At 38.4% G+C, this 4459-nt stretch carries 1 protein-coding gene; it reads right to left on the bottom strand.

All coding sequences use genetic code 11. From position 1 onward, the window contains the following. Positions 1 to 22: 22 nt before the first annotated feature. On the bottom strand, positions 23 to 4459 hold a 4437-nt coding region (locus tag ABID23_RS07575; RefSeq protein ID WP_354190845.1), incomplete at its 5' end, for a type ISP restriction/modification enzyme.

Genomic DNA, 4459 nt, shown 5'->3' with positions numbered 1-4459 from the left:
CCATTATGTGAGCATGCCAAGTCTATTCAGTTTCTCTTAATACCAAATTTGGTAAGTTCTTAACGATTTTCATGGTTTCTAAACTTACGGTAATACCCCTTTGAAACAACTCTAGAGGGTAGGCAGGATTGCCAACGGTTTCAACAGCATAGCGATTAGCATCATTGACAATGCCGCTCTTCTTATCAGTCTTAACACATTGACGCCCCATAACCCATTCAAGAGCGGGCTTGCCATTGACGATATACTCATAAGCTTCAAGAGGGATACCTGTTATTGTGATATTGCTATTGTAAAAAACTGTTGATTTATCTTTCTCTTTACCTGCTTTTGCGAATTTCATTTCAGTCACGTAATAGAATTTTTCGGGATTAGAGATCTCTGTAACTTTTGGATTGCCTTTTTTAAAGGTCACTGGATAAGGTTCTACAGTTTCATAGTTTACGTGCAAATGACCCAGTTCACGCCCTGCTGTTACAAATTTCCAAAAATCATCAGCTGTCTTTACACAAGGAATGCGAGGCAATTCTTTAGAGAGGTTATCAGCATAACGAGAGCGATAATCTTCCGAATGAAGTAGACCGTAAACATAATAGAATAGATCATCCTTAGTAATTTTTTCATTAGGATAAGCAGCTTTAAAATGTGCTAATCCTTCATCAGTAATGGCATCATGCCTCTGTAAACCAACTGTTTTACTTTCTTCTGTAGAATGCGTAAATAAATGGGATTGCTTCTCTCTTTTACTTTTTAAGATCGTAGTATCTTCGTAAATATAGCGTGGAAAGCATTGACCTTTTTCTATTGCATCTAGATTAGGTAAATCCTTACTCATCAAAACAGAAAAGCCACACCTTGCTCCTATGCCTGTAATTTGAATTACTTGATTTTCAACCGCTTGTCCTATAGGAAATATCCGCGGCATTTGAGAAACTCTTTCATTGAAAACGCGATTATAATAAAACCACTGCTTGGTAAAAGGACGATACAAACTTCGAGTAAGGCATATCTCTTCAAATTTAAAAACTTTCCCTTTTGCTAGCTCTTGTTTAAGTGCACGACTCCAACTGATTTTTTTGGCATTCGTATTGATAAAATCATTTACAGCCCTTGTACGTGCTTTATGATCAGCATGTACATAAGCATCATTAAAACGTTCCACTTCACTATTATAGAATGCAATCATGTTATCCATATTTTTTGCTAAAGCTTCACGGCTTGCATTATATGTCCATGCATCACGGCTAGTGATAATACCACAAGAATAAGTCTCAAAAAGCTTTTTATCATGCCCTCTTTTAACGCCTAAAGCTAAAAATGCGTTGAAACTGTCATCACGTTGATGAATCCAGTCACCATGCTTGTCTGGTGTAATGAGTTGCCAGCCTTGTTCATGGGTAATACCATCAATACTGCAAAATTCGTCAAGGATCTCAAGTTTCCTTTTAGTTGTAAGATTACTACCAATGTCGTGATAGTAAATTTTACATGATTCAGTCACATTGGGCTTTTTGATAAAGAGCGTTATAGCGATACCGGTCATACTACCATTGCCAAAAACATTTTCTCCTTCTTGAGCAGCCCCATTACTTAACATGTTTTTACGAATATCTCCTCGTAAATTGAGTACGTAAATACTGCTAAATTCTTTGGCTAAAGATTTTCGTAAACCGTCCATTGTCGATTTTTCTATGTAACCTGAACCAGAAACAAAGCCGATTATTCCAGCATTATCAATACGATCACTAGCCCAGCGAATGGCACGGATATAACTATCATAAAGCGCTCGTATATTCGTTACTTTAGATTGAGCAGCATAAGTTTCACGGATACGATTATCTAAAATCGGATAAGGAGTATTCTTTGCATTATCGTTTTCATTTTTTTGTCCGACCGAATAAGGAGGATTACCAAAGATAACTTTGATATCCAGTTTCTTTTGATGTTCCAAATATTCACTGTTTTCTTTAAGTATACCGTCTATCAAGTTTTTTTCTTTAAGCGTCTGAAACGTATCAGCCAAACCAATATGTTTGAAAGGAATATATTCACCTTTCATGATACTATGATAAGTCGATTCAATGTTAATCGCTGCTATGTAATAGGCAAGCAAAACAATCTCATTGGCATGGATATCATGACGGAATTTATATTCCATATCCTCTGGTTTTATGAGATCTGATTGTAAAAGCCGTGTGATAAAGGTACCCGTTCCCGTGAAAGGGTCTAGAATGGAGACACCCCGTGACCCCAAGCTTTTGCCAAATTCATTACGCAACACATCATCAACAGAATGAATGATAAAATCAACAACCTCAACGGGGGTATAAACAATCCCAAGCTTATCCGTGGTTTTCTTAAATGCTTTGGCAAAAAAACTTTCATAAAGCTTGATAATAAGATTCTGTTTTGCATGAGTTTCTGTAATGCCTGCTGTACAGAACGTGACACTTTTGTAGAATTTATCAAGATCTTTCGTTTTCTCTTCGATATTGGTTTTATCCAGTTCCGTTAAGATCTTGTCCATTGCTTGTGAAATGGCATTGTTCTGTACAAATTCATTACCGTCAAACAAGGCTTCAAACACGGGACGCGTGACAAGATGTTGGGCTAACATCTCAATGGCTTCCTCTTGCTTGATTTCACTGTTGACGTTGTTCTTTAATTCCTTATGAAAGGCATCAAAGGCGTGAAAGGCTTCACTCTTTTCATCGGAAATCATATCTTTAAGATGCGTGATATGGTTTTGAGCAATCTCAGCAACATTGCCCGCCCAATTTTCCCAATAATCCGTGATTTTAAAACAATCCAGAAAAATGGCTTTGACAAAATCAAAAAATTCAGAACGGGGGAATAAGTCTCCTTGTCCTCCAGATACCGATTGAGGTTTTCTTTCTGCTGTTCCAATCGTGTGTCCAGAACTTTCTGCTTTTGATGGTATCGAGATCTCATCAACCGTTGTGGTGAGTTCTTGTAATTCATTGGCACGCTTAATCTCTATAATCTCAATCGTATGGCTGCTATCTTGTCCTAAAGACATTTGATTAATTGTTCTAGCAAGTCTCTCATCATGAGAATGTAAAGCATGCAAAACTTGCCAAACAACACGATACCTCTTATTGTTTTTTAAAGCTTTTTTGGCTTCTAAGTGTGAAGGAATGATAATGGGTAAAATGATATAGCCCGTTTTCTTATTTGGAGCACGACGCATCACACGCCCTACCGCCTGTATCACATCCACTTGGCTATTACGCGGGTGTAAAAACATGATGGCATCAAGAGCAGGGACATCAATCCCTTCAGACAGACACCGAACATTGCTTAAAATCCGACAAACATTTTGCCCCGCATCTTCTTTAAGCCAATCCAATTCCTCATTGCGTTTTTTGACGCTTTGCGTTCCGTCAATATGTCTTACTTCACAGTTTAGAAAGGGAACGGTTTGAAGGAAATCATCAATATGAGATTTGATAATTTTATTAAAGAGCTTTGTTATATATTGAGAGGTATTGATATCTTTGCAAAAAGCTAAAGCACATTGCATGGGCTCTGTATCATCATCATCAACAGCCGCTTGCTTATCTATTTTGGTAAGTGCTCTATAACAGCCAATAATTTTTGCCGCATCATCTAAATCAATTTCACGGTTTTCATTGGCAATAATCTCCTGTATGGCTGGTGTGATATAGGTTTCATTAATACCTAAGACCACAATCTTGTAAGGAGTTAAAAGTTCATTATCGACAGCTTCCGCGAATGTATAATGATGGAGTTGTTTGCCAAAAAGCATTTCATCATCCATAGATGCGAGAACGGCATTAATCTCATCAGCGCGCCTTTTGGCAGTGTCACTAAAGATCTTAGGCGTTGCTGTCATATACAGACGTTTTTTGCCAAAAATGATGCTGTTATCGTGAACCTTGATAAATTCGGATTCATTGTCCTCTGTTCCCAATGAAGCTCCAGTCGTTCTGTGGGCTTCATCACAAATGATCAGATCAAATTCGGGTAAATCATACTTTTTTTGTGCATCCGAAATCACTTGGATAGAATGGTAAGTTGAAAAGATAACCGTCATTGCATCTGCTAGGTTTTCACGTGCTTCTTTGGCAAGGGCTTGAGCATCCGTGGTAGCAGGGAGAACAAGATCTGATGTTTCCATACCAACAATATCATCTTGATTTTTACGACGCTTGCCTACTTTCGTATCCGAACACACAGCAAAGGAACGCAACGGGACTTGTGCATCAGCTGTCCATTCACGGATTGTTTGTGAGACTAAAGCCAGAGAAGGCACCAGAAACAACACACGCTTGCCTTTCCCAGCAAGGCTTTCTGCTATCTTCAAACTGGTGAAAGTCTTGCCCGTTCCACATGCCATAATCAGCTTGCCACGGTCTGCTTCTTTTAAACCTTCACAGACTTTCTTGATGGCTTCTTCTTGATGGGGACGAGGCTC

Origin of the sequence: Bartonella silvatica, assembly GCF_040545155.1 — a bacterium.
Classification (GTDB): domain Bacteria; phylum Pseudomonadota; class Alphaproteobacteria; order Rhizobiales; family Rhizobiaceae; genus Bartonella; species Bartonella silvatica.
This window is presented reverse-complemented; position numbering and strand designations above follow the sequence as displayed.